The sequence below is a fragment of the Rheinheimera sp. WS51 genome, assembly GCF_050936095.1.
In the GTDB taxonomy this organism is placed as follows: Bacteria; Pseudomonadota; Gammaproteobacteria; order Enterobacterales; family Alteromonadaceae; genus Alishewanella.
Map to the genome: position 1 here is coordinate 45,804 of NZ_JBOTRC010000008.1, position 25,892 is coordinate 71,695.

General features: G+C 41.2%; 28 protein-coding genes and 1 pseudogene. 21 read left to right on the top strand and 8 right to left on the bottom strand.

Features of this window, described 5'->3' with window-relative positions; all coding sequences use genetic code 11:
• Positions 1–12 precede the first annotated feature (12 nt).
• From rsmG to glmU, 13 genes are all read left to right on the top strand, one after another.
• Positions 13–630 (top strand): 16S rRNA (guanine(527)-N(7))-methyltransferase RsmG, encoded by a 618-nt coding sequence (gene rsmG, locus ACRCA4_RS10410; protein ID WP_433187942.1) that lies wholly within the window; start codon positions 13–15, stop codon positions 628–630.
• Positions 631–652: 22 nt separating this feature from the next.
• Positions 653–1,447 carry a ParA family protein gene (locus ACRCA4_RS10415; RefSeq protein WP_433187945.1) on the top strand — a complete coding sequence of 265 codons (795 nt, stop codon included), beginning with the start codon at positions 653–655 and terminating at the stop codon, positions 1,445–1,447.
• A 29-nt stretch (positions 1,448–1,476) separates the two neighbouring features.
• A complete protein-coding gene (locus ACRCA4_RS10420) occupies positions 1,477–2,352 on the top strand; it encodes a ParB/RepB/Spo0J family partition protein (protein WP_433187948.1) in 876 nt (291 codons plus the stop codon).
• Between the two features lie 130 nt (positions 2,353–2,482).
• Positions 2,483–2,863 carry an ATP synthase subunit I gene (locus ACRCA4_RS10425; RefSeq protein WP_433187951.1) on the top strand — a complete coding sequence of 127 codons (381 nt, stop codon included), beginning with the start codon at positions 2,483–2,485 and terminating at the stop codon, positions 2,861–2,863.
• Positions 2,864–2,877: 14 nt separating this feature from the next.
• Positions 2,878–3,738: a F0F1 ATP synthase subunit A gene (gene atpB, locus ACRCA4_RS10430; RefSeq protein ID WP_433187954.1), complete on the top strand. Its 861-nt coding sequence runs from the start codon at positions 2,878–2,880 to the stop codon at positions 3,736–3,738.
• A gap of 51 nt (positions 3,739–3,789) precedes the next feature.
• Positions 3,790–4,023 (top strand): F0F1 ATP synthase subunit C, encoded by a 234-nt coding sequence (gene atpE, locus ACRCA4_RS10435; RefSeq protein ID WP_132586566.1) that lies wholly within the window; start codon positions 3,790–3,792, stop codon positions 4,021–4,023.
• A 48-nt stretch (positions 4,024–4,071) separates the two neighbouring features.
• A complete protein-coding gene (atpF, locus tag ACRCA4_RS10440; protein WP_433187959.1) occupies positions 4,072–4,542 on the top strand; it encodes a F0F1 ATP synthase subunit B in 471 nt (156 codons plus the stop codon).
• Between the two features lie 12 nt (positions 4,543–4,554).
• Positions 4,555–5,088, top strand: coding sequence for a F0F1 ATP synthase subunit delta (atpH, locus tag ACRCA4_RS10445; protein WP_313907749.1), 534 nt, complete (start codon positions 4,555–4,557; stop codon positions 5,086–5,088).
• 14 nt (positions 5,089–5,102) lie between these two features.
• On the top strand, positions 5,103–6,644 hold the full coding sequence (atpA, locus tag ACRCA4_RS10450; protein ID WP_313907748.1) for a F0F1 ATP synthase subunit alpha: 1,542 nt from the start codon (positions 5,103–5,105) through the stop codon (positions 6,642–6,644).
• 53 nt (positions 6,645–6,697) lie between these two features.
• Positions 6,698–7,561, top strand: a complete 864-nt coding sequence (atpG, locus tag ACRCA4_RS10455; protein ID WP_433187963.1) for a F0F1 ATP synthase subunit gamma — start codon at positions 6,698–6,700, stop codon at positions 7,559–7,561.
• Positions 7,562–7,594: 33 nt separating this feature from the next.
• Positions 7,595–8,980 carry a F0F1 ATP synthase subunit beta gene (gene atpD / locus ACRCA4_RS10460; RefSeq protein WP_313907746.1) on the top strand — a complete coding sequence of 462 codons (1,386 nt, stop codon included), beginning with the start codon at positions 7,595–7,597 and terminating at the stop codon, positions 8,978–8,980.
• 21 nt (positions 8,981–9,001) lie between these two features.
• Positions 9,002–9,418: a F0F1 ATP synthase subunit epsilon gene (locus ACRCA4_RS10465; protein WP_433187967.1), complete on the top strand. Its 417-nt coding sequence runs from the start codon at positions 9,002–9,004 to the stop codon at positions 9,416–9,418.
• Between the two features lie 161 nt (positions 9,419–9,579).
• Positions 9,580–10,944: a bifunctional UDP-N-acetylglucosamine diphosphorylase/glucosamine-1-phosphate N-acetyltransferase GlmU gene (glmU, locus tag ACRCA4_RS10470; protein WP_433187970.1), complete on the top strand. Its 1,365-nt coding sequence runs from the start codon at positions 9,580–9,582 to the stop codon at positions 10,942–10,944.
• Between the two features lie 174 nt (positions 10,945–11,118).
• Here the strand turns inward: glmU and ACRCA4_RS10475 are convergent, their stop codons facing one another.
• A complete protein-coding gene (locus ACRCA4_RS10475) occupies positions 11,119–12,255 on the bottom strand; it encodes a dicarboxylate/amino acid:cation symporter (protein WP_433187973.1) in 1,137 nt (378 codons plus the stop codon).
• A gap of 210 nt (positions 12,256–12,465) precedes the next feature.
• On the opposite strand from ACRCA4_RS10475, the gene ACRCA4_RS10480 reads away from it, so the two are divergent.
• From ACRCA4_RS10480 to ACRCA4_RS10490, 3 genes are all read left to right on the top strand, one after another.
• Complete coding sequence (locus ACRCA4_RS10480) at positions 12,466–13,023, top strand: DUF1439 domain-containing protein (RefSeq protein WP_433187976.1); 558 nt, start codon at positions 12,466–12,468, stop codon at positions 13,021–13,023.
• A gap of 276 nt (positions 13,024–13,299) precedes the next feature.
• Positions 13,300–13,623, top strand: coding sequence for a DeoR family transcriptional regulator (locus tag ACRCA4_RS10485; RefSeq protein ID WP_433187979.1), 324 nt, complete (start codon positions 13,300–13,302; stop codon positions 13,621–13,623).
• Between the two features lie 31 nt (positions 13,624–13,654).
• A complete protein-coding gene (locus ACRCA4_RS10490) occupies positions 13,655–14,092 on the top strand; it encodes a sensor histidine kinase (protein ID WP_433187982.1) in 438 nt (145 codons plus the stop codon).
• Here the strand turns inward: ACRCA4_RS10490 and ACRCA4_RS10495 are convergent.
• The 6 genes from ACRCA4_RS10495 to ACRCA4_RS10520 all read right to left on the bottom strand — a co-directional run bounded on the left by ACRCA4_RS10495 (position 14,042) and on the right by ACRCA4_RS10520 (position 17,597).
• A complete protein-coding gene (locus tag ACRCA4_RS10495) occupies positions 14,042–14,329 on the bottom strand; it encodes a hypothetical protein (protein WP_433187985.1) in 288 nt (95 codons plus the stop codon). The genes ACRCA4_RS10490 and ACRCA4_RS10495 overlap by 51 nt on opposite strands.
• A gap of 67 nt (positions 14,330–14,396) precedes the next feature.
• The gene (locus ACRCA4_RS10500) at positions 14,397–15,161 is read right to left on the bottom strand and encodes an alpha/beta hydrolase (protein ID WP_433187987.1); all 765 of its coding nucleotides are present in this window, start codon (positions 15,159–15,161) and stop codon (positions 14,397–14,399) included.
• A gap of 70 nt (positions 15,162–15,231) precedes the next feature.
• Positions 15,232–16,383 (bottom strand): hypothetical protein, encoded by a 1,152-nt coding sequence (locus ACRCA4_RS10505; RefSeq protein ID WP_433187990.1) that lies wholly within the window; start codon positions 16,381–16,383, stop codon positions 15,232–15,234.
• Complete coding sequence (locus ACRCA4_RS10510; RefSeq protein ID WP_433187992.1) at positions 16,346–17,272, bottom strand: hypothetical protein; 927 nt, start codon at positions 17,270–17,272, stop codon at positions 16,346–16,348. The genes ACRCA4_RS10505 and ACRCA4_RS10510 overlap by 38 nt, the downstream gene beginning before the upstream one ends.
• Positions 17,273–17,313: 41 nt before the next feature.
• Entirely contained in the window at positions 17,314–17,445 is a 132-nt protein-coding gene (locus ACRCA4_RS10515; protein ID WP_433187995.1) for a hypothetical protein, read from the bottom strand.
• A 14-nt stretch (positions 17,446–17,459) separates the two neighbouring features.
• Positions 17,460–17,597: a hypothetical protein gene (locus ACRCA4_RS10520; protein ID WP_433187997.1), complete on the bottom strand. Its 138-nt coding sequence runs from the start codon at positions 17,595–17,597 to the stop codon at positions 17,460–17,462.
• 352 nt (positions 17,598–17,949) lie between these two features.
• Here ACRCA4_RS10520 and ACRCA4_RS10525 point away from each other — a divergent pair, with 352 nt between their 5' ends.
• The 4 genes from ACRCA4_RS10525 to ACRCA4_RS10540 all read left to right on the top strand — a co-directional run bounded on the left by ACRCA4_RS10525 (position 17,950) and on the right by ACRCA4_RS10540 (position 24,674).
• Positions 17,950–18,717 carry a DeoR/GlpR family DNA-binding transcription regulator gene (locus tag ACRCA4_RS10525; protein ID WP_433188000.1) on the top strand — a complete coding sequence of 256 codons (768 nt, stop codon included), beginning with the start codon at positions 17,950–17,952 and terminating at the stop codon, positions 18,715–18,717.
• Positions 18,718–18,783: 66 nt separating this feature from the next.
• Complete coding sequence (gene glmS, locus ACRCA4_RS10530; protein WP_433188003.1) at positions 18,784–20,610, top strand: glutamine--fructose-6-phosphate transaminase (isomerizing); 1,827 nt, start codon at positions 18,784–18,786, stop codon at positions 20,608–20,610.
• Positions 20,611–21,137: 527 nt separating this feature from the next.
• Positions 21,138–23,060 (top strand): pre-peptidase C-terminal domain-containing protein, encoded by a 1,923-nt coding sequence (locus ACRCA4_RS10535; RefSeq protein WP_433188006.1) that lies wholly within the window; start codon positions 21,138–21,140, stop codon positions 23,058–23,060.
• A 75-nt stretch (positions 23,061–23,135) separates the two neighbouring features.
• Complete coding sequence (locus tag ACRCA4_RS10540; RefSeq protein ID WP_433188009.1) at positions 23,136–24,674, top strand: M23 family metallopeptidase; 1,539 nt, start codon at positions 23,136–23,138, stop codon at positions 24,672–24,674.
• A 108-nt stretch (positions 24,675–24,782) separates the two neighbouring features.
• On the opposite strand, the pseudogene ACRCA4_RS10545 reads toward ACRCA4_RS10540, so the two are convergent.
• Positions 24,783–25,052, bottom strand: a pseudogene (locus ACRCA4_RS10545) (DsbA family protein); the annotation flags it as partial.
• A gap of 87 nt (positions 25,053–25,139) precedes the next feature.
• Between ACRCA4_RS10545 and ACRCA4_RS10550 the strand changes: the two are divergent.
• Positions 25,140–25,838, top strand: coding sequence for a transposase (locus tag ACRCA4_RS10550; protein ID WP_433188012.1), 699 nt, complete (start codon positions 25,140–25,142; stop codon positions 25,836–25,838).
• Positions 25,839–25,892: the final 54 nt, after the last annotated feature.

The following is a 25,892-nucleotide window of genomic DNA, read 5'->3' on the forward strand; positions in this document are numbered from 1 at the left end:
AATAGGGTAATTATGATTTCTCAGCTGCGTAAATTAGTATCTGAAACAACATTAACGCTTACAGAACAACAATTAGCGCAATGTGTTGCTTATATAGAACTATTGCACAAATGGAATAGTGCTTATAATTTAACCTCGGTACGAGATCCAAAAGACATGCTAATAAAACATGTTATGGACAGTTTAGTAGTAGCACCGCATTTAATTGGTGATAACTTTATTGATGTTGGCACTGGCCCAGGCTTACCGGGTGTTTTATTAGCAATTTATTATCCAGAAAAAAACTTTACCTTGTTAGACAGTCTAGGTAAGAGGATCCGATTTTTAAACCAAGTAAAATTACAACTAGGGTTAACTAATATTCATCCCTTACAAAGCCGAGTAGAATTACATCAACCAGAACAAGGTTATGATGGCGTGATTAGCCGCGCTTTTGCCTCAATTAATGATATGCTTAGTTGGTGTAAACATTTACCAAATAAAACAGGTGCCTTTTTCGCCATGAAAGGGGCTGCTGTACAAGAAGAAATTGCAGCTTTACCTGATTTTGTTAAAGTAGTTGCCATTAAGCCACTGCAAGTACCGCAGTTGCACGCAGAACGACATTTAGTAATACTAGCGCACTGCTAATTTTAACTCTAGAGGACAACTTGTGGCCAAAGTGATCGCAATAGCTAACCAGAAAGGTGGTGTTGGTAAAACAACAACAGCAGTCAATCTGGCTGCATCACTGGCAGCAACTAAACGTAAAGTCTTATTAATTGATCTTGATCCACAAGGCAATGCCACTATGGGCAGCGGTGTAGATAAATATCAAGTGCATGCAACAGCTTATGAATTATTAGTCGATGAAAAACCCCTTTCTGAAGTTGTAGTTAAAGAAACCACAGGCGGCTATCATTTAATTGCAGCTAACTCAGATGTAACCGCAGCTGAAGTTCGTCTTATGGATGTTTTTGCCCGTGAACTTCGTTTAAGAAATGCCTTAAAAGATTATAGAAATAGTTACGATTTTATTTTTATCGACTGTCCGCCGTCTTTAAATATGTTAACTGTCAATGCAATGGCTGCTGCCGATACCGTGTTAGTGCCAATGCAGTGCGAATACTTTGCTCTAGAAGGCTTAACGGCTTTAGTCGATACTATTAATAAATTAGCCGCTGTAGTTAATCAGGATCTTAAAATTGAAGGTATTTTAAGAACCATGTACGATCCTCGTAATAGGTTAGCTAATGATGTTTCAGAACAATTAAAACAGCATTTTGGCGATAAAGTGTATCGAGCTGTTATCCCAAGAAATGTTCGCTTAGCCGAAGCGCCTAGTTTTGGCTCACCGGTAATGTATTACGATAAAAATTCAACTGGTGCAAAAGCGTATTTGGCATTGGCTGGAGAAATATTACGCCGAGCAGATAAAAAAAGTACTAACCCTGTTAGCACAAACTGAGAAAAGATAATAAAGGGAATCTATTTAGCATGTCGGTAAAAAAACGCGGTTTAGGACGAGGCTTAGATGCATTACTTACATCTAATAAAACCTCAGCAGGACAAAAGCAACAAGCTCAGACCAGCGAACTGCATACTTTACCGGTAGAGTTTTTATCTCGTGGTAAATATCAACCGCGTAAAGATATGTCTCAAGAAGCATTAGAAGACTTAGCTAGCTCTATTCGTGCTCAGGGAGTTATTCAACCTATAATTGTTCGGCCTGTAGCAAAAGATAATTATGAAATAATCGCCGGAGAGCGTCGTTGGCGCGCAGCCCAACTAGCTCAACTTGCTGAAGTACCCTGTATTATTAAACATGTGCCAGACGAAGCTGCCGTTGCTATTGCTCTTATAGAGAATATTCAACGCGAAGATCTCAATGCAATGGAAGAAGCCGTGGCGTTAGATCGTTTATTAACTGAATTTAGCTTAACCCACCAACAAGTTGCTGATGCCGTAGGTAAATCAAGAACATCAGTTACTAATTTGCTGCGCTTAAATCAGTTAAATGACGATGTTAAATTACTGCTTGAGCATGGCGATATTGAAATGGGCCATGCTAGAGCCTTATTAGCTTTAATAGACGAGCAACAAAGTGATGCTGCTCGCTTAGTTGCTGCAAAGCAATTAACCGTTCGTGAAACAGAAAATTTAGTTCGTCGCATTTTAGAACCAAAAGCTAAAGCTGCTGATAAACCGCGTGATGCCGATGTTGTTGCTTTAGAACAGCGTTTAAGTGAACGTTTTGCTGCACCTGTTCAAGTTATGTACAATAAAAAAGGTAAAGGTAACCTTGTTATTAGTTATAGCAGCCTAGATGAGCTTGATGGCATTATTAATAAGTTAGAATTAGAACAAGATTAAAGACTGTTAATTTAATAAATAACAGATTAGGCTAATGGCCTGAGCGCTTTTAGTTGCAAATTAAGGCCAAATAAGTATACTTGCGCCAGTTTTTTAACCCCCAACCCGGGTAATTTAAGGGGGTAATATAATGTCTGACCAAGGCGCTAAAGTAGCAAGAAAATCGGCTTATATGTCGGTGTTAGGCCAATTAGCAGTTGCTAGTGTTATTACACTGGCATTTTTTATAGCTAAAGATGCCTTTGCGGCAAAGTCAGCATTTAAAGGCGGCTTAGTTGCTGTTATACCAAATTTAGTGTTTGCGTTTTTTGCTTTTCGCTTTAGTGCAGCAGATAACCCAAACTTAGTAGTGATGGCATTTATGCGAGGCCAATCACTTAAATTAATTTTATCCGCTGTGTTGTTAGCCGTGGTTTTTTCTCAGCAACAACTGGTTTATAGCGCATTTTTAACCGGCTTTATGCTAACGCTAATAGCACAATGGACAGCACCAGTTTTTTTTAAACATTAACAATGGGATGAAACATGGCTGCAGGTGAAGAGTTAACCCTCTCTAGTCATATTCAGCACCACCTTACTAACGCGAAAATGTGTACTGTCGATGGCAGTGTCGCATTTAACAAAGCGTGTAGTGAAGCTGGCTTCTGGACATGGCATATCGATACATTAATGTACTCTATTCTTTTAGGAGTATTGTTTTTATGGATCTTCCGTAGTGCGGCTAAAAAGGCGACCACGGGCGTTCCTGGAAAATTACAATGCTTTGTTGAAATGATAGTAAGCTTTGTTGCTGATAACGTTAAAGATACTTATCACGGTAAAAGCAAGTTAATAGCACCACTGGCACTGACAATCTTTGTCTGGGTGTTCTTAATGAACTTAATGGATTTAGTTCCAGTTGACTTCTTACCTTCTTTTGCTGGTTTTGTAGGCGAGCAAGCTATGGGCGCAGAGCCTGGTAGCGTTTATATGAAGTTTGTACCTACTACAGATATTAACTTAGCCGCAGGCTTAGCCCTAGGCGTGTTTTTATTGATGATCGGTTATTCAATTCGTATCAAAGGTGTGCTGGGCTTTATTAAAGAATTAACATTACACCCTTTTAATACTAAAAATGTACCGTTACAAATTGCATTAATTCCATTCAACCTGTTGTTAGAAACAATAGCCTTGTTTGCGAAACCATTTTCATTAGCGCTACGTTTATTCGGTAACTTATACGCAGGCGAAATGATCTTTATCTTAATTGGTGCAGTAGGTTTAGCGCAGTTACCACTGCACTTCCCTTGGGCGGTATTCCATATCTTAGTTATTACGTTACAAGCATTCGTATTTATGATGCTAACGATTGTTTATCTAAGTATGGCCAGTTCTGATAATCATTAACTTTATACATATTTTTAAACTTTAACTTTAACTAAAACTCTGGAGAAAAAAATGGAACTAGTATTAGGTCTTAAATTAATCGCAGTTGCTATGTTGATCGGTTTCGGCGCAATTGGTACTGCATTAGGTTTTGGTAACATGGGTGGTAAGTTCTTAGAAGCTTGTGCTCGTCAACCAGAATTAGCACCTTCACTACAAGTTAAAATGTTCATCTTAGCAGGTCTTATCGATGCGGTAGCAATGATCGGTGTAGGTATTGCTATGTACATGTTGTTCGCAATGTAATTGAAGCTTGTGTTAATCCGAACAACTGTCAACTAAGGAGGAGCGGTCGTGAACTTAAACGCCACTCTGTTAGGCGAATTAATCGCATTCGCGGTGTTCGTGCTGTTTTGTATGAAGTTTGTATGGCCGCCTTTGATGAATGCCATCGAAGCGCGCCAAAATAAAATTGCTGATGGCTTAGCGGCCACTGATCGTGCTGAAAAAGACTTAGCATTAGCGCAAGACAAAGCAAAAGATCAGTTAAAAGACGCTAAAGCTCAGGCTGCAGAAATTATTGACCAAGCGAAAAAACGCGAAGCGAAAATGATTGATGAAGCCGTGCATAAAGCAAATGCAGAACGTGAAACTATCTTGGCGCAAGCCAATGCAGAAATTGCTGCTGAACGTAATCGTTTACGTGAAGATATGCGCAAACAAGTTGCTGCTTTAGCAGTTGCTGGCGCAGAAAAAATTCTGCAACGTTCTATTGATGAAGCTGCTCACAGCGACATTTTGGATAAATTGGTTCAAGAACTGTAATGAGGGAGAGCTATGTCTGATTTGACAAATATTGCTCGTCCTTACGCCAAAGCTGCGTTCGATTTTGCTGTAGAGCAAAATGCGTTACCAGCTTGGCTACAGATGTTGACCTTTGCTGCAGAAATAGCAAAAAACGACCAGGTTAGCGATTATTTAAACGCTAACGGTACTGCTGAAAAGCAAGCTGGTTTGTTTATTCATGTATGTGGTGAGCAACTCAACGAGCACGGTCATAACTTCATTAAAGTGATGGCAGAAAATCATCGCTTGTTGGCGTTGCCTGAAGTGCTAACTTCTTTTGCTAAGTTAAAAGCTGAGTATGAAAAAGAAATCGACGTTACTGTGGTTTCAGCTACTGAGTTGGATACAGCACAAAAAGATAAGTTAGCTGCAGCATTAACGCAACGTTTAGCACGCAAAGTTAAATTGAACTGTAGCGTCGATCCTGCGGTAGTTAGCGGTTTGCTAATTAAAGCAGGTGACATGGTTATTGATGGCTCGGTCCGCGGCAAGCTGGATCGTTTAGCAACTGCGCTGCAGTCGTAATTGGGGAACAGAGAATGCAACTGAATTCCACTGAAATATCAGAACTGATCAAGAGTCGTATCGCTCAGTTCGAAGTGGTCAGTGAAGCTCGTAACGAAGGTACTATCGTACAGGTAACTGACGGTATTATTCGTATCAATGGTCTTGCTGATTGTATGCAAGGCGAAATGATTGAGCTTCCTGGTAATCGCTACGCTATCGCACTGAACTTAGAACGTAATTCAGTAGGTGCTGTAGTTATGGGTCCGTATGCGGACTTAACTGAAGGCACAAAAGTAAAAAGTACTGGCCGTATCTTAGAAGTACCGGTTGGTCCACAGTTACTAGGTCGTGTTGTAAATACTTTAGGTGCGCCTATCGATGGTAAAGGTCCAATTGACGCTGCAGGTTTTGAACCAGTAGAAAAAATTGCTCCTGGCGTTATCGAACGTCAATCGGTAGATCAACCAATGCAAACAGGTTATAAATCTGTAGATGCGATGATCCCAATTGGTCGTGGTCAGCGTGAATTGTTAATCGGTGACCGTCAAACCGGTAAAACTGCTTTAGCTATTGATGCCATCATCAACCAAAAAGGTACTGGCGTTAAATGTGTATACGTAGCAATTGGCCAAAAAGCCTCTACTATTGCTAACGTAGTACGCAAATTAGAAGAGCATGATGCATTAGCCCACACTATCGTTGTGGTAGCGTCTGCTTCTGAAGCAGCTGCGCTTCAGTACTTAGCACCTTACTCAGGTTGTACTATGGGTGAATACTTCCGTGACCGCGGTGAAGATTCGTTAATAGTTTATGATGACTTGTCTAAGCAAGCAGTTGCTTATCGTCAAATCTCATTACTATTACGTCGTCCACCAGGCCGTGAAGCTTACCCAGGTGACGTTTTCTATTTACACTCTCGCTTACTTGAGCGTGCATCACGTGTAAATGCTGACTATGTTGAAAAATACACTAACGGTGAAGTTAAAGGTAAAACAGGTTCATTAACCGCATTACCAATTATCGAAACTCAAGCCGGTGACGTTTCAGCTTTCGTACCAACTAACGTAATCTCAATTACCGATGGTCAGATCTTCTTAGAAACTGACTTATTTAACGCGGGTATTCGTCCAGCGGTTAACGCCGGTATTTCAGTATCGCGGGTTGGTGGTGCAGCACAAACTAAGATCATCAAAAAACTAGGTGGTGGTATTCGTCTTGCGTTAGCGCAATATTCAGAACTTGCTGCGTTTGCGCAGTTTGCTTCTGACTTAGACGAAGCAACCCGCGCCCAGTTAGAGCACGGTCAAAAGGTTACTGAACTGATGAAACAGTTACAGTACAGCCCAATGTCTGTTGCTGAAATGGGTGTATCTATTTTTGCTATCGAAAAAGGCTTTATGAAAGATATCGAAGTAGACAAAATCATTGATTTTGAAACTGCGTTAATTTCATTTATGAAAGCAGAACACGCTGAGCTGATGGCTGAAATCGATAAAACCGGTAACTACAACGACCAAATCGAGTCTACGTTCAAAGCCGCTATTGAGAAATTCAAGGCTACGCAGACCTGGTAAGCAATGTGGGTGGCAACGCCACCCCATTCGTTGAATGAAACGGAGATACAGTCATGGCCGGTGGTAAAGAGATAAAAAGTAAGATCGGGAGTATTAATAATACTCGCAAGATCACCAGTGCTATGGAAAAAGTTGCGGTCAGCAAAATGCGCAAAGCGCAAGACCGTGTAGCTGCAACACGCCCATACGCTGAAGGTATGCGCAAAGTGATTGGTAACGTTGCAAATGGCAGCCTTGAATATCGCCATCCGTATTTAGCGGATCGTGAAGTTAAAAAGGTTGGCTATATTGTTATTTCTACTGATCGTGGACTTTGCGGTGGCTTGAATACCAACGAGTTTAAAAAAGTTATTATTGACCTTAAAAGCTGGAAAGATAAAGGTGTAGACGCTGAATTTGCTGTTATCGGTAATAAAGCAACTACCTTTTTCCGTCGCTTTGGTGGCAAAGTAATGGCACAACAAGCGGGTTCAGGTGACGTACCACGTTTGGCTGATGTGCTCGGTTCGGTAAAAGTCATGCTGCAAGCATTTAATGAAGGCCGAATTGATCGCTTATTCTTGGTATACAACAAGTTTGTTAATACCATGAAGCAAGAGCCAGTGATCGATCAACTATTACCTTTGCCAAAAGCAGACATCGCACAAAAAGAGCATAACTGGGATTACTTATACGAGCCGGATCCAAAACCTATTATTGATATGTTATTGGACCGCTTTGTTGAGTCGCAAGTTTATCAAGGTGTGGTAGAGAACTCTGCCAGTGAACACGCCGCCCGTATGGTTGCAATGAAAGCTGCAACTGATAACGCCGGTAACTTGATGGACGACCTGAAATTAGTGTACAACAAAGCACGTCAGGCCGCGATCACCCAGGAGCTTAGCGAAATTGTCGCAGGTGCGGCAGCTGTAGGCTAAGGTAAACAGTTTTGAGAAATTTGAGGAAACATCATGAGTCAAGGTAAGGTCGTCCAAATTATTGGCGCCGTTGTGGATATCGATTTTCCACAAGATGCGGTACCTGGTATCTATGACGCGTTAAACGTGACTGACGGTGATCTGGCTGGTTTAGTGCTGGAAGTACAGCAACAGTTGGGTGGCGGTACAGTTCGTACAATCGCATTAGGTACAACAGACGGTTTACGTCGCGGCGCAGCTGTGGCAAATACCGGCAAAGCAATTCAGGTTCCAGTAGGTACATCTACACTGGGCCGTATTATGAACGTATTAGGTGAGCCTATTGATGAAGCAGGCCCTATCGGTGAAGAAGAGCGTTGGTCTATCCACCGTGCAGCTCCTTCATACGAAGAGCAAGCCGCATCAAATGCGTTATTAGAAACAGGTATCAAAGTTATCGACTTAGTATGCCCGTTCGCTAAAGGTGGTAAAGTTGGTCTATTCGGTGGTGCCGGTGTAGGTAAAACCGTTAACATGATGGAACTTATCCGTAATATCGCTATCGAGCACAGCGGCTACTCAGTATTCGCCGGTGTTGGTGAGCGTACTCGTGAAGGTAACGATTTCTATCACGAAATGAAAGACTCTAACGTACTAGATAAAGTATCGTTAGTGTACGGTCAGATGAATGAGCCACCAGGAAACCGTTTACGCGTAGCGTTAACCGGCTTAACTATGGCTGAAAAATTCCGTGAAGAAGGCCGTGATGTTCTATTCTTCGTAGATAACATCTATCGTTATACCCTAGCCGGTACTGAGGTATCAGCACTATTAGGTCGTATGCCATCTGCGGTAGGTTATCAGCCAACATTGGCTGAAGAAATGGGTGCATTACAAGAGCGTATTACGTCAACTAAAACAGGTTCAATCACGTCTATTCAAGCCGTTTATGTTCCTGCGGATGACTTAACTGACCCATCACCAGCAACGACGTTCTCGCACTTAGACGCAACGGTTGTATTAAGCCGTAACATTGCTTCTTTAGGTATTTACCCTGCGATTGACCCACTGGATTCAACTTCACGTCAGTTAGATCCACAAGTTATCGGTAAAGAGCACTATGATGTTGCTCGTGGTGTACAAACCGTATTACAGCGCTACAAAGAGCTGAAAGATATTATTGCCATCTTAGGTATGGACGAATTGTCTGATGAAGACCGCACAACAGTATACCGTGCACGTAAAATTCAGCGTTTCTTATCTCAGCCTTTCTTCGTAGCTGAAGTATTTACTGGTTCACCTGGTAAATATGTTCCGTTAAAAGAGACTATCCGTGGCTTTAAAGGTATTTTGGAAGGTGAATTCGACCATATGCCAGAGCAAGCGTTTTACATGGTAGGCTCTATCGACGAAGCGATCGAAAAAGCGAAAAAGCTGTAAGTTAAGCTTTAGGAGAGCGAGATGGCGATGACAGTGCAACTAGATGTAGTAAGTGCCGAAGAAAAACTATTCTCAGGCCTTGTCGAATCAGTGCAGGTCACAGGCAGTGAGGGCGAATTAGGTATTTTACCTTTTCACGCCCCTTTTCTGACCACCCTGAAACCTGGCATGGTCCGTATCGTTAAACAGTTCGGTGAAGAACATGTAATGTATGTTGCTGGTGGCGTATTAGAAGTACAGCCAGACACTATTACAGTATTAGCCGATGTCGCGGTACGCGGCGAAGACTTAGATGAGCAAGCGGCTTTAGATGCACAAAAACGTGCTGAAGAAGCGATGCAAAATGCTGGCACAGACTTCAATTATGCTGAAGCTGCAGGTCAGTTAGCTGAAGCCATAGCGCAATTGCGAGTAATTAAGCAACTGCGTAAAAAATAAGTTTAGTCATATTAAAAAAAGCCACCTTAGGGTGGCTTTTTTGTTTGTAATGCTCAAATGTTGGTAATACGAGTCAACGGTTCAGTAAAACTTCAGCCTAACGCTGTAATCTTGGTCATTATCTATTAAAATAGCCGCATATTAATTACAGGGATTCTGTTATGGCGTTAAATGTAGTGATTCTTGCTGCCGGTAAAGGTACGCGGATGAAATCTAACTTACCTAAGGTATTGCATAAAGTGGCCGAGCGGCCGATGGTACAGCATGTTATTGATACCGCTAGAGCTTTAGGCTCAGTAAAACCTCAACTTGTTTATGGTTATGGAGCACAAGCATTAAAAACAGCATTAGGCGAGCAACCATTACACTGGGTATTGCAAGCCGAGCAGTTAGGAACCGGCCATGCTGTAGCGCAGGCTAGTGACAATATTGCTGATAACGATACGGTGTTAGTGTTATATGGTGATGTGCCGTTAACTGAACTAGATACGTTAAAGCGATTACTTAATGCTAAACCGGCAAAAGGTGTGGCTATTTTAACGGTAAAACTCGCTAACCCAACAGGTTATGGCCGAATAGTTCGTGAAAATGGCAAGGTTGTAGGCATTGTTGAGCAAAAAGATGCTAACGCTGAACAACTTGCGATTAACGAAGTTAATAGTGGCATTATGGCGCTGCCTGGTAAGCAACTTAAAACCTGGTTAAGCCGTTTATCGAATAGTAATGCCCAAGGCGAATATTACTTAACCGATATTGTTGCTATGGCCCATGCTGAAGGAGTTGAAATTGCAACCGCTCATCCTAGCGATCCTATGGAAGTAGAAGGTGCGAATAACAGAGTACAATTAGCCGCCTTAGAGCGCGCTTATCAGCAGCGTAAAGCTAACGAATTAATGTTGGCAGGTGCTAACTTACGCGACCCCGCTCGGATTGACGTACGTGGCAGCGTTGAAGTTGCCAATGATGTAATGATAGACATTAATGTTATTTTTGAAGGTAAAGTGGTACTAGGCCAAGGCGTTACTATTGGCGCTAACTGTATTTTAAAAGATTGCGTTATTGGCGATAACACAGAAGTTAAGCCTAATTCTATGATAGATAACTCGACAGTGGGTAGCGACTGTTCAATTGGTCCTTATGCCCGGTTACGCCCAGACTCAGTCATGGAAAATGATAGTCATATAGGTAACTTTGTTGAAATGAAAAAAACCACTTTAGGCCAAGGCTCTAAAGCGAATCATTTAACTTACTTAGGTGATGCGGTAATTGGCACTAAGGTAAACGTAGGGGCGGGTACTATTACCTGTAACTATGATGGTGCGAATAAGTTTGTTACTACTATTAAAGATGGCGCCTTTATTGGTTCTAATAGCTCTTTAGTAGCACCAGTAACCGTTGGCATTAACGCAACAGTAGGTGCAGGCTCGGTATTAACACGTGATGCCGAAGATGGTGAATTAGTAGTCGCCCGTGCTAAGCAGCGCCATATTGCTAACTGGCAACGACCAGTGAAAATCAAAAAGTAAGATAGTTTACGGCGAGTTAGTGTGGAGTGGGCTTTACAGGTTGCAATACCCGTTTCGGCTCCCCACAGTAACTCGTCCTTTGCCTGCGGCAGGACTCAGACATCCTGTGGTGACCGATCCGGGAATCCAACCTTCAGTTATAATCTACTCATCTATATCTAGTTAAAACGTTACTTAGCTTTTATCAACCAGCACGGCAATAGCCCCATCACCGGTTACGTTACAGGCAGTACCAAAACTGTCTTGTGCCATATATAAGGCTATCATTAGCGCTACTGCGGCATCGCCAAAACCAAGCATAGAACCTAGTAAACCTACTGCTGACATTACTGCACCACCGGGTACGCCAGGCGCGGCTAACATGACAACACCCAGCATAAGAATAAACGGCAGCATAGTCATAAATGATGGCATTTCTAAACCATTTTGCATGGTAATAACCGCCATAGCACAAGTTACTATGGTAATGGTTGAACCAGATAAATGGATAGTGGCGCATAAGGGCACTGTAAAGTTGGCTACATCAGGTTTAACGCCATTTTTCTTAGTGGCTTGTAATGAAACCGGAATAGTTGCGGCACTAGACATAGTGCCTAAGGCAGTAAAATAAGCTGGCAGCATATTTTTAATTAGGCTTAAGGGGGGTTTACCCGCTTTAATACCGGCCAGAGTATACAGCGCCATAATCCATACCCAATGCATAGCAACCGCTAATAATAGAACAATGCCAAAGGTTTTTAAGGTAGTAAATACCGTGCCCGAAGCGGCCATTTGGGCAAATTCACCGGCAATATATAAAGGTAGTAACGGAATAATCACTTTTTCTAATAGCAGTTGAATAATATCGCGACCTTGATCGGATATTTTCTTTAAGTGGTCAGCTTGAGTGGCAGCCATGCCTAAGCCAAAAATAAAGGCTAAAACTAACGCCGTCATTACGCCAAATACTGGAGGAATATCCATACGGATAAAGGGCTCAATAATAGCGTTAGCTGTATTGGCGTTATGTTGCCCGCTAGTTGTAAACATAGGCACCACTAAGCTTGCTACTAAAAAGGCGAGCGTACCGGCAATAATGGTAGATAAATAAGCAATGCTTAAGGTGCGACCAAGCAACTTGCCCGAGTTACGCGGCAAAGCAGCGATACCACTACTAATAAAGAATAATATTAATAACGGTATGGTGAAAAATAGTAATTCGGCAAACAAGCCTTTAAAGGTTAGCAATAATTGGATTAGCCAAACTGGCGCATAAAGCCCAGCGAGTATACCCAGCACAATGCCGGTGATTAATTTAAGAATAAGTGACATAATAACTCTCGTTATGCGTTATAGATATAAGCGTAAAGTTCGAAGCTGAGCATACCACAACTTAAAATGGCTAGGGTTATTTAGGTTAGCTGGTCGCATCAGTTTTACGACAAATAGCAACAATATTCAGCTTAACCTCAGCCGGATGCGTTATCTTGCTCTATGCTTTAGCATAAAACGACAGTTTTGATCACCATAGAAGGTTAAATCATGAAAAAAGTCCTCATCGCATTTAGCGTGTTGGTATTAGCCAGCTGCGCCCAGCTAGGCTCAATGGCAAGTTATTCTGTTTCTGAAGCAGATCTTGAACAAATGCTGGCGCAACAGGTGCCAAAGCTAAGCCATCAAGCCACGGCTGCAGGTATACCGCTGACTTTACAAGTAGATAATATGAAAGTAGATATAGGGCCTGATAATAGTGATTTAGTCCGGCTAGACACAAGTGCCAGCGCGGTATTGTCATTATTTGGTTTAAGTTATCCAGCAACAATGAGCTTACTTATAGAAGCTGCACCTTATTATGATGCTAAGCAACAAGCAGTTTTTCTACGCTCGGTTAATTTATTAAGTTCAAGTATCGATGCTGCAGGGTATCGCGGGAACTTAAAACCAGTAAACAATGAACTATTAAGCCTTATCAACAGTTTCTTAGCCGATAACCCAGTGTATCGGTTAGATACCAGCAACCCTAGCATGAAGCTGCTATCACAAGTGCCTTTAAATATGGCAGTACAAAGTGGCAGCCTACGTTTTAGCCCCAGTAATTAAGGGCGTTAGCTAATAAAAAAAGGGGTGGCGAATGCCACCCTTTAAGTAGTACAAGACAAGTTAACAACGACCAGAGTTTCCTTTCTGTAACCACAATGTCACTCCGTTGACAAAAGTGATACTAGCTTTATTTTTATATAAATGCAAATGGTTATCATTAACTTTAGTAAATATTTATATTGCATTCATTGTTTCAATCAGTAAAATACCTTTCGAATCGAAACTTAATCGAAAGATAAAGCCACTAACAGCTGAAAAGTGTATTAAATAAACCTTATGAATAAGCGCAATACCCAGCAACGACGTCATTTAATTGTTAGTCAATTAAAAGAGCAAGGCGAGCTTTCTGTTGAGCAATTAGCTGAGCGATTCCAAACCTCAGAAGTGACTATTCGTAAAGATTTAACTGTACTGGAACAAGCCGGTTTATTATTACGCCGCTATGGTGGTGCTATGCCAATACCACAAGACTTTGTTAGTGAAAGCAGTTTAGAGCAAGTTTCAAAACGAAAGGTAGCTATTGCTAAAGCCGCAGGCGAACTAATTAAAGATCACTATCGCATTATTATTGATAGCGGCAGATCTGGTACAGAGCTTTAAGTAGATTTCAGTCGAGCAATCCAGCGACAGCGTGCGGGATATTGAGCTGAACAGTTACCTGCGGGATGTGTTGTTGTCACTGCAACCACAACTGAAAAGATACGCTTGTACCGTGTCAATGCAGGCACCGGAACAGCGGCCTATTTATACCGATGCCGGTGCTGTAGCGCAGATCCTGCCCAATCTGGTGATGAACAGCTTGACCGATGTGGCCGAGCCCGAGATCAGCATACAACTGCATACTGACGGCGGAGAGTTGCATTGGAACTACAGCGATAATGGCGGCGGTTTGGGTGCCGACAGCCTGCTGCGCCTGTTTGACCTCTTTTACACCACCAAACGCCATCAGGGCGGCACCGGTCTTGGCACCCATATCGTGTATAACCTGGTAACAGTGCGGCTGAAATGGCCTGGCAACTTACTGACCGACGCAAATGCCTTTGCTTTCTTTGCCCAGCTTTTCTGCTAGCCTAGTATTTTCAGTCAGATGAGCCTGTACTATGCGGGTTTTGAGTTGCTCACATTTATCTGCCAGCTCTTTGCCAGCTAGATAACTCTGATCTTTCTGCCATTGCGCTGCACCGATGACGCCATTATAGCTATCCCTGTCTTCCGGCGATCTGTCGGCCTGATAAGGCGTGGGTATATGCGCGCTGCAACCGGAAATGAGCAGGTAAGCAGCAGCGGTTTTATATAAATTTAACATACAATTAACTCCAGTCGTTTCAGGCTGCATTTTATTACCTGTAGGTAGCTGCTTCGGCTGTATAGGATTATTCTTCTGCAGAGGATACATTCTGAATAAATTGATTAATTCGTTGCAGGTAATTTGTTTTATCTTTAATAAATGTATCACAATGTCCACCCTCTGACACTGAATAGAGCTCGCTCAGGCTATGGTTTGACGCGTTATATAATGTTTCACCCATACTTAGTGGAATGTTGTTGTCTTTTTCCCCATGAATTATCAATATAGGTTTATCGATGCCTTTCAATACCGAAATATTGTCAAACTTTAGCCTATTATCTAACTGAACATTTATCATGCTGCCAAATAAACGACGCGACTGATATAGCTTTACCATTTCCGCCACATTAGTAATACCACCTTCAATAATAAGCCCTGCAACACGCTCATCGTTAGCAATGCTGGTTGCCATAACAGAGCCAAGAGATAAGCCATAAACGTAAACATTTTCATCTTTATTTAAAGTACTTATTGCTAGCTGGGCATCATTCATCATTGTCGAGAAACTGGCTTCACCATCGCTAAAACCATAGCCTTGATAATCAATAGCTAGAATATTAAAGTCGGTTTTGGCCAGTGCTTCTAGCACGCCAAACCAGGGTTGAAGGCTCATATTCAAAGCGTTGCCATGAAGAATCAGCAGTGTAGTGTTCTGGCCTTCAACTCGCTTATTTAATGCATAAATTCGTTTGCCACTCTCTGTTACCAGCCACCGTGGGGAATAGCCATGTACCTTAGTCAATTGCTCAATATTTTCGCCATTAATTTGTTTCGAAGGCGATACAATCATAGTATCCTTTACTGTCACTGAGCATGATGTTAAAAACATGCTCAAAACAAATACAATATAGTTAATAAATTTAAATTTTTTCATTTTTATTTTGGGTCCGTTTTTGTTTTGTAGTTATTAATATAAAGCCTGTAACTGCTTTGAGTAATGAATAAAAAAAGAAAAATATGGCTATATAATGAAAAATTAATAAGGTGGATCTAAGCACGGTAGTGAAGCTTATTTTTGATACTGCCATCAGCTCCCTGATCATTTCTGGCCCGCTGTTAGTTAAGAAACGTAATATTAGGAACATAACCAAAACAGCCGTTAGCATAAAAAACACACCATAGGCGATATCCAAAATGCTGGCTTTCTTCTTGCGTTTGAGTACTGCAAATACGTCGTTGAGTAGGTCTTGTCGCTTTGTTAAATCGTTAATAAACCAGTAACCATCATTCCTGTATATTGGAAGAAGCGAAAAGGTAAAACCAATCAGGTATAGCGTGATAAACTTATCTAGCTGACCGTACCATTGTGCGAAAATTATTACCGCAGTGCCGTAGATAACCTGAAAGTACAAGCCCGATATTGAAACAATAGTTTTTTTTCGGCTGTTTAAAGTATAGATATTAGATACGTTGGCAAAAAATACCGGCACCATCATATTGATGCCAGTACCTATTTCTCCGGCTTTGCCAGCGAATCTGTGACAAGCAGTGGCGTGACCAAACTCATGAATTAGCGAGCTGATTAGCGATAATATCACCACCATCATTAAATCAGTAGCGGTATAGGTGAAAATGTAACGATAAGTAAAGTTTCCAACGTGCTCAATAATATATGTTGCATGAATAACAACGGCAAGACCAACTAGAAACAATGCCAGCAGAGGCCGAAACAACCAGTGCAATTGGACAGCAATCCTGTTCACCATAGTTGCGGGTAACAGTGTCTGATGACAGGTTAGCGCAGGCTGTTTTTTTTTGAAAATTCTGCAATCAGCGGGAGCACGGTAAATACCTTTTTTAACCAAGATTAATTCCACAAAATTCCGGACTAATTCTGGATCGCGCTGGTGATAGATGTCGTTCTCCAGCTCGTTTAAAAGAGATACTGAAGTACTAGTGAAGTTAAAAAACCTGTCGTCTTTAGTGCGGACTGTAAAATTATCGTCTACTTCAGAAATACTGTCTACCAAAGAATTATACTGCTTTCCAAATATACAAATTTGTTTGGTCATAGATTGCTGCTCGTTTTTTTTGAGCCTCCTCGTCAGAAAGGCGTCCATTTTTTATACTACAGATTTGTTTATATAAGCTTGCGTTAATCTGTAAAACTTTGTTGTTTTTTACGTCCAGAGCAAAATAGTTATCTTTTAGAATAAAAGGGATGTATAAGCCCTCGTCGTTCAGTCCTGTATAAAACCTAGTAAGGTCGATAATCTTGTCCCAGTTGTAGGCCTGGGTCTGCACATATCTTTCGAAGATAGCGAAGGCTTCTTCGGCAGAGCTAACGGTATAGCTGTCAACAGGGATAACATCATTTTTTGGGTTGTAGCCGGAAATAATAAAACGCGGTTCCAGCCCCAACTTATTAGCCAACTTAAATAGCCCGGTACGGATCCGCATCTCACCGCCAAGAAATTTAATTTTGTTGTCAGATTTCTCCGAAACCCCAAGCGGAATATCAATAAAAGACAAAAATATGCATTCCTCTTTCATTGCTCTTAAGCATTTTCTGAAGAAAATAAAAGATTCACCTATTTCAATAAAGCTAATATTTACATTGGAGTTTATAGCGAGTTGTTGGAGCAACGGCAACGATTTTTGTTTTCCAACTAGGCAGACGATTTTATGTTTTGGCTTGAGTGAGGCTAGATAGGATATCATTAGCGGATAAAGACCAAAATGCACAGAGATAAAAAACCGGCATTGGAGGTCTTCCTGCTTATTTAGGGTGTCACCGTGTTTCAAAGCACCAATGTGACCATTTAATAAGCAACCCTGAAGCGTTTTCTGGTAGCCAAGCCATTGTCGCATCGTTGAATACAGGCGTGCATCATTACCTTTATGTAAACCTAATGATGCGAAACCTGAGAGAGCTTTAATTTTTATTGTTTTTGGGATCATATTTTAATAAGCAGTAATTCAAAGATTACTGCTTTCTCTCACTAGAAAGTTACTTCGTATAAACAAAGCCAGATTACAGGTTCGTTTTCATAACGAGCCTGTAATTCTTCAACACCAGAAAAGGTATCTATGATTTCTAAGCTTTCTGTTACTATTTTTTTTTCAATGTTCATAATCGAGTTATCCATTAATTAATATGCCACTCATAATGACAGATGCTAATGTTGGTATCGTATTCGTAGCGCTGCTCTAGCTCTGAAACATCCATACTACTGATTACTTCACATATAGCAGCTTCGTTTTCAATGATTTCATTATTATTCATTTTTATGTTCCTTTTGATTTTTATTTTCTTGATACTTGCTCGTATTAAATTTGCTCGTATTAAATTTGTTCGTTTAATTAGAGCAATTGAGATGTTAGATCTAAATTGTTAACTTTGCAATCTTATAGTTAATATTTATTTACTTATAGTTAACATTTATTTGGCATTGCTTACGCTTACGCTTTGGCTGAGATGTTTGTTGCAACATCGAAGTTGACCATGCCGCAGGGGCTAGTAACTTAATCATGAAATATAACTTCCTACTTAGAGTCGCTATATCTAACGAGATATAGCTTGCAAATTTAATTGTTTTAAATATATTATCTTTCGTTTTGAAGCTTAAGCGAAAGAAATGAATAAACGTAACACTCAACAGCGGCGCCATTTAATTGTTAGCCAGCTGCAACAGCAAGGCGAATTGTCGGTTGAACAGCTCGCCGCCCAGTTTAATACCTCAGAAGTGACTATTCGTAAAGATTTAACTGTGCTGGAACAAGCGGGTTTGTTGTTGCGCCGCTATGGTGGTGCTATGCCAATACCACAAGACTTTGTTAGTGAAAGCAGTTTAGAGCAAGTTTCAAAACGAAAGGTCGCTATTGCTAAAGCCGCCGGCGAGCTGATTAAAGATCACTATCGCATTATTATCGATAGTGGCCGAACAACTGCTGCGTTATTACCCGAGCTGTCTATTAAGCGTGGTTTGGTGGTGATGACGAATTCGTTGGCGGTAGCTAATGCCTTACGAGAGTTAGAAAATGAGCCTACTTTATTGATGACCGGGGGAACTTGGGACCCTCAGTCAGAAGCTTTTCAAGGTCAGTTAGCCGAGCAAGTATTACGGGCTTATGATTTTGATCAGCTATTTATAGGGGCTGACGGTATAGATTTAGAACGAGGCACAACAACCTATAACGAACTCTATAGCCTAAGCCGTGTAATGGCAGATGTGGCGCGTGAAGTTATTGTTATGTTGGAATCCGATAAGTTAGGCCGAAAAATACATAATTTAGAGCTGCCTTGGTCAAAGGTGAAAGTATTAGTAACAGATCAAGGTTTGCCAGTTAATGATGCTAAAAAAATTGAACAGCAAGGCGTTAGAGTTATCAGAGTTTCAGTTTAGTTATAATCTGAACTTTAGCGACTAATAGCTAAGCGCAATAAATAAAAGAATTTTGGAGAAAATACTATGTGTGGAATAGTTGGCGCCGTAGCTCAGCGCGATGTGGTTGATATTTTAGTTGAAGGCTTACGTCGTTTAGAATACCGAGGCTATGACTCTGCTGGTGTGGCTATTGCCCATAATGGAGAGTTACACCGAGTACGCCGCTTAGGTAAAGTAAAAGCCTTAGCTGATGCTATTGCTGCCGATCCAATATTAGGCACTACGGGTATTGCTCATACTCGTTGGGCAACGCATGGTGAGCCAAGCGAGCGTAATGCTCACCCACATGTGTCTAGCAATATTAATGTGGTTCATAACGGTATTATTGAAAACCACCAAAGTTTGCGCGACAGCTTAACAGCTAAAGGCTATGTATTTAGCTCTGATACAGATACAGAAGTCATAGCTCACTTAGTAGAAGAAGAGCGTAAAACAGCAGGCAGTTTACTCGAAGCGGTTCAGCGCAGTGTTAAACAATTACACGGTGCTTATGGCACTGTACTGTTAGATAAAACAGATGCCGAGCGTATTGTTGTTGCCCGTTCAGGCAGCCCATTAGTGATAGGCCTTGGTATAGGTGAAAACTTTATTGCCTCAGATCAGCTAGCCTTATTACCGGTGACGCGTCGTTTTATTTTCTTAGAAGAAGGCGATGTCGCTGAAATTACACGCCATAGCGTACGTATTTTTGATCAAGATGGCCATGCCATTGAGCGTGAGATCCACGAGTCTACAGTAAGTTACGATGCCGGTGATAAAGGCCAATATCGTCATTTTATGATGAAAGAAATTTACGAGCAGCCTAATGCTATCAATAACACCTTAGAAGGCCGTTTAAGTAATGATAGCGTACTAGATGAAACCTTTGGTAATGGCGCTGCTAACTTATTTAAACAAGTTAAACATGTGCAAATTGTTGCCTGTGGCACCAGTTATCACTCAGGTATGGTAGCCCGTTATTGGTTAGAGTCATTAGCTGGTATTTCATGTAATGTTGAAATTGCCTCTGAGTTTCGTTACCGCAAGTCGTTTGTACAACCAAACAGCCTAATTGTTACTATTTCTCAATCTGGTGAAACAGCAGATACGCTAGCAGCATTACGTATTGCTAAAGACTTAGGCTATTTAGGTAGCTTAACCATATGTAATGCGGCGGGTTCGTCGTTAGTTCGTGAATCTGATCTTGCCTTTTTAACCCGTGCAGGTGTTGAAATTGGTGTTGCTTCTACTAAAGCCTTTACTACTCAGTTAGTAGGCTTAGCCATGTTAACACTGGCCATTGGTAAATATAATGGTTTAACCGAACAGCACCAGGCAGAATTAGCGGCTGCTTTAAAAAGCTTACCGGCTAAATTAGAGCAAACTCTTACTTTAGCACCACAAATTGAAGCCTTAGCAGAAGAGTTTGCCGATAAACACCATGCACTATTCTTAGGCCGCGGTGATCAATACCCTATCGCGATGGAAGGGGCATTAAAGTTAAAAGAAATTTCCTATATTCACGCTGAAGCTTATGCTGCAGGTGAGTTAAAACACGGCCCGCTGGCGCTAATTGATGCCAATATGCCTATTATTGTTGTCGCACCAAATAACGACTTATTAGAAAAGCTACAGTCTAACGTAGAAGAAGTACGGGCTCGCGGCGGTATTTTATATGTATTCGCAGATACCGACGCTCAATTTAAATCAGATGACACTATGCGGGTAATTAACGTTCCGCATGTTTCTGAATTAATAGCACCCATTGTATACACCCTACCGTTACAGTTATTAAGCTACTATGTCGCCATTATTAAAGGCACAGACGTAGACCAACCACGTAACTTAGCTAAATCGGTAACGGTTGAGTAAGCAAAACTTAAGCGCTTAATTTAACCTTACATTCGCTAACGCGGTCATATAATAAGCCCAGTGCTGTCAAATAAGACACACTGGGCTTTTTTTATAAAAACTGTAATTAGTTAGCTAGTGATAACTCTCTTGCTAAAGGTGAGAATTACTGTTGAATACTGAGGGTTCACTAACGGGTTAACGCATTATTTTTGCGCTTAACTTTTTGTCATTAATCGTAGTCTATAGCGGTGTGTTTACGTGGTGCCTGGTTAGCTAAAGCCTTATTTATACTGTGGCACAAGATAAGAATATTAGAAACTTATCATAAACTTATAAGAAGTTTTGTTTACCTGAGCGTTATAGCAATGCAGGGTAAAGCCAATGTTAGCGCTTACTTATGTTGACGTAATGTTAAATAGTTGGAATAATATGCAGGCATAAATTAAGTATTAGTTAAAATGTGTATATTATTTAGCGCGGCAATTCTTTGGCCGGAGCTAGTTTATTGTTAATTAACACAACAACCACAGCTAAAGGGCACCTCAATGAAATTAGCTTTATTTTGCGCATCATTACTATGTATGGGGGTGGCGAATGCACAAAATGCGCCCCTATTTGAAACATTAGATTACCAAAAACATACAACTCAAAGCCTTAACACAAACAATAAGCAAGATCAGCATAACCATGCTGCCATTAAAGTTAGGGTAAATAAATCGGTATTGTCTGCGCAGCGCCAACGCTTTGTTCGTGCAGCTGAAAATGCACAACACCAACAAGCTGTCACTGAGCTACAAATTGCCTTACCAGATGGCACGGTGCGCAGTGTTGTTATTACTCGGGTTAAAGATAACACTAATGACGGTTATTCAGTATTTGGCCATATTCAAGGTCAACCAAGTCATAAAGTGGCCATTAACGTTATTAACAATGAAGCTTATGCAGGTACGGTTTTATTAGATGATATCAGCTATAAGATAATTCCTGAGTCTGATGGCATCTCTATTATTGAGCCTATTTTAGGTGAAGAGCATCAATGTGCTGGTGGTCAAATTGACCATAGGTTAGAGCGACAAATTCAGTCACAAATTACGCCACAGTTTGAGCAGCAGCTAACCCCAGAGTTGCTTAATAGCTCTGCGTTAAGCCAAGTAGATGTTATGCTTCTTTATACTGGTGCAGCACGAAATGGTGCTGGTGGTACTAGTTATATGCAAGCCTTGGCGCAACAATCGATAGACCAAATGAATTTAGCATTAGAAAACAGTAATGTTAATGCGTGGGTTAACTTGGTTTATGCGAATGAGATTGCTTATCGTGAAACCGGCAGTGGTTACACAGACTTAGACTGGGTAACTGCAAACTCAACTGTTGCGCAGTTACGTAATACTTATGCTGCAGACTTAGTGGGCATGATTATAGAAAACCCAGGTAACTTATGTGGTTTAGGTTGGTATATGGCAACACCTAGCACTAACTTTGCTTCACGCGGTTTTCAAATAACTCGTCGTAGCTGTGTGGGTGGTTGGACTATCTCGCATGAGTTTGGTCATAACATGGGTTTGCAACATGATGAAGCTAACGCGGGTGGCTCGCCTGGTCCTTACCAATATAACTATGGTCACTTACTTGCGAATAATACCCATACCATTATGGCTTATGGTAGCTCGTGTAACTGGTGTCCTGCAATAAACCACTTCTCTAACCCTGATGTATATTACAACGGTTATGCTACCGGTAGTGCTTATCATAATAATGCAAGACGCTTAAATGATACGCGTGCTTATGTTGCAAATTTCCGTCAAGGTAACGACAGCACACCTCCTCGTGAAACAATTGAGCTAACCAAAGGTAAAGCAGAGACTTTAACCAGCTTAAATGCTTCTGCTGAGCAAAAATATCGTATTGAGGTGCCAGCCAATGCTAGCAATCTAGTTATTAACACTAGCGGTGGTAATGGTAATGTTGACCTTTTTGTTCGCTTTGGTGCAGAAGCTAGCAGCCAGCAATATGATTGTGCTAGTGAAGGCGCAAATAATGCTGAAAGCTGTACTATTAGTGTGCCACAGCAAGGTAGTTACTTTATTACTGTAGCTGCAAAGGCAAACAGCACTAATGTTAATGTTGTAGCTGACTATAGCGTTGCTACGCCTGACTTTAAATATTTAGGCCGTGCTTATATCAACCATGGTGGCTATGCCATTTTACCGCAAAATAACTATGGCTATTACTACGCTAAAGCCGGTGCACATAAAGCAGAGTTATCTGTTTCTTCAACTCGTCGGACAGACTTTGATTTATACCTACAACGCTGGAATGGCTACCAGTGGGTCTATGTTGCTAATAGTAAGTCACCAACTAATAGCGAAACCATCAATTATAACGGTACAGCCGGTTATTACCGTTGGTATGTATATAGCTATTCAGGCGCAGGAACAGCAACTTTGCGCTATAACATTCCAGAATAGTACTTAGTTTAAATAGCCTCTTAATAAGCCAAGAGGCTATTTTTTTGTTGATACTTCAAGTTGATAGGTTCTTATATGAATATAAAACATGCTGAACTAAAATCTATAAGCAGTAAATTGCTGCTAGCGATTGCCTTAGGTGGTTTTTCTACTTTTCTGGCCGCTACACCGCAGCTAACGGCTGAACAGTCTATTGTTGCTGTTAAAAAACAGGCTGTAAGCATCACTAAGCAACAGCTTTTATATGATTATGATGAAATGTTAAGTTTCGATGTAAAAGACTATTTGCAGCAACATGCTCCGCATTTAGTTGATTATGCAGAAATAATTTCTCACCATGCTGGTTACTCATCAATTAGCCCTAAACTATTGATTGCGCTTATTGAGCAGCAAAGCGGCATTATCACTAAGCCAGGCTCTGCCAGTGCAATGGCACAACCTTTTGCTCGGTTATCAGCTAAAACCAGCTTTGCTGAACAAGTAGAAGATGTTAGTCAGCAGCTTGCTCAAGCCTTTTATCAAGGCCATTCGTACAGCGTAACGGGTAAAAATGAAAAGTTTACTACCGATATAGACGCCTCTCGTGCGTTAGGCCAGCTGCTAGCAAAGCAAGCAGGAAAAGCAGATCGACAACAAGCGGCTACTCTACAAAAGCAAACTGCTGATTTAATGGCTTTGTATAATAAGCTATTTAAAGATGTTGTCTCTGATAGCGATAGAGAAGCTAGCGCTTATCAACAGCAGAACACTCAAGCTATTACCGATATTAACAGTTACTTTCAATTGCCTTTTCCTACAGGGGATTATTGGCGAAATGGGGGCAGCCACACTAATACCGGCAGTGGTAGCTACCCTCAGTCATCGTTAGATTTTAATCAAGGAGGCTACTGGGGTGATAACTTAAGCCATATATGGGTGGCGTCAGTTGCACCTGGTACAGTGAAGTATCATTCATCTTGTTTTATGGAAGTTATTCACCAAGATGGTTGGTCTAGTACTTATTATCATTTATCTAATATTCAGTATGGTACTGGTGCTTATGTAGAGCGTAATGTGCCTATTGCTAACTATGCTAGCAATAGATCACAAGCCTTGTGTAATGGCGGTGCTTCAACAGGGCCACACTTACACTTTTCAATGAAAAGAAATGGCCAATTTTATCACTTAAATGGCATGAGCTTTTCAGACTATAAAGTGAATACAGGTAGAAATAGTTATGATGATAGCTGTAATTACTTTTGGTTAGCTAAAGGCGGTCAGCGTTATTGTGCTTGGTCGCGCATTTATAATGGCGGCGTAAGCGATACGACACCTCCGGATAACGGCACAACCTATACGGGCTATTTATCGCACCGTTCAAGCCAAATTCAACCTGATGGTAGCTGGTTCTCTTATCGTGGAGGCATGATAAAAGCTAACTTAACTGGCCCGTCTAATGCTGACTTTGAGCTTAGATTAGAGCGCTGGGATGGTTATCGTTGGTATTCTGTTGCTAGCTCAACATCGCCAACTTCAACGGAATCTATTAGCTATAATGCGAACAATGGTTACTACCGAGTTATTGTATATTCTTACTCTGGTTCAGGTGATTACACGTTAACTTTAATTAAATAATATTCAACAGCACTAAGTTCAAATTAGTGCTGTTAAAGTAAATGTTTTTTATTGCTTATAGCCAGCCCTTTAGGTTGGCTATATTTTCAGCAACTGAGCGAATTTAATTTAACTTTTAACATCATCTTTTTTTAATAAAAAATCAATTAATTGCTGCATCTCTTGTTGCAAGTTGCGATTATCTAGGGCGGCATTATTAATTTTATATTTACCATTAACAATAAGCATTGGCACACCTGTCAGTATGCGACTTTCACTTAGCTCATTCTGTTCCTTTTTCATTTGTTTAGCTGCTCCCACTATAGAGAAGCTTTTGATGGCTTTATCATAAGTGTCGCCATCTATACCGTGTAATAATACTAAGCTACGAATGTCGGCTTCATTAGTAAAGGATAAATGGGGTCAGATAAAAATTAAGTAGGCTATGCTTAACCTAGCTTCAGATGGTTATGGTAAGGCAGCGTTATGGCAAGACTTCCACGAGTGCATTTAGCCGGTGTACCAGAGCATATTATTCAGCGCGGTAATAACCGTCAGGTGTGTTTTGCGAGTGACGATGATTTTGCAGCTTATGCCGATTGGCTGAAGGAATATTCAGAGGCCTTTGGCGTACATATACATGTCTGGGTAATGATGACCAATCATGTGCATTTACTTTGCACCGCATCTGACAATAGCGGCATTAGTTTAATGATGCAAAGCCTTGGCCGGCGATACGTGCGGTATTTTAACCGGGCATACCAGCGCAGCGGTACCTTGTGGGAAGGGCGTTTTAAGTCGTGCCTGTTGCAGGAGGAGCAGTATGTAATGGCGGTGTATCGCTATATCGAACTGAACCCGGTGCGGGCAGGTATGGTTGACTCACCTGTGGAGTATCCGTGGTCGAGTTATGCTATAAATGCCCAAGGCAAGCAATCTGCGTTGTGTCAGGGGCATGCCTGTTATTTAGCATTGGCAGATACCGCAGCTGAGCGGCAACAAGCGTATCGCGATTTGTTCAGGAGTGAAATAAGTGAAGATGTGCTTGCTGATATTCGCAGTACGGTAAAAAGTGGCATGGCATTGGGTAATGATCGCTTTAAGCAAGAAATAGCAGCATTAACGGGCCGGCGGCAGCATTTGGAGCCAAGAGGGCGACCGAAGGCAAAGCAGGATCAGAGATAATTATTATCTGACCCTAATTTTCAATTAGGACAACTTGGCGCAGAATCTGAAATT